This is a genomic window from Colwellia sp. BRX9-1, from assembly GCF_014077195.1.
Lineage (GTDB): Bacteria > Pseudomonadota > Gammaproteobacteria > Enterobacterales > Alteromonadaceae > Colwellia_A.
Genome location: NZ_JACGVM010000078.1, coordinates 1 through 408, shown reverse-complemented (window position 1 = coordinate 408; position 408 = coordinate 1). Strand labels below are relative to the sequence as shown.

The 408-nt window shown below is 38.5% G+C and carries 1 pseudogene; it reads right to left on the bottom strand.

What is annotated here, in order from left to right:
- A pseudogene (locus tag H4J76_RS20100) lies at window positions 1-137 on the bottom strand (transposase); the annotation flags it as partial.
- Window positions 138-408: the final 271 nt, after the last annotated feature.

The window sequence follows — 408 nt, the reverse complement described above, 5'->3', positions numbered from 1 at the left end:
GACAGTATATTTGCGGTTTTGTTATCGATAGCGCCTCGTTTGTCTGCTCTTATTACGCGACCTGTTTCATCTACAAGGGTTAAATAGTCCTTCAAGCTAAAGCGGATACCGGAGGTTTTCTCTTGATGTTCATTGCCAGTAAGAAATTACTATGCCACCCATAATTACTTTCCGCAGTAATTACTATGCCACCCATGATAATGCTGCACAATAATAAGGCACTGAAACACAGCTATCCATTGGCCAACAACAATGTATGTATTTCATCTTGTAAGCCTTTGTATATCGATTTTTATAGATGTTGATTAAATGAGTGAATTTCAGGCAAGCTTTACTTCTCCCCCAAGGTAGCTGTATTTTTCTTGCTGTCTTAGTATGTAGTTATGTTTACGCGCTATTCAAACAAGC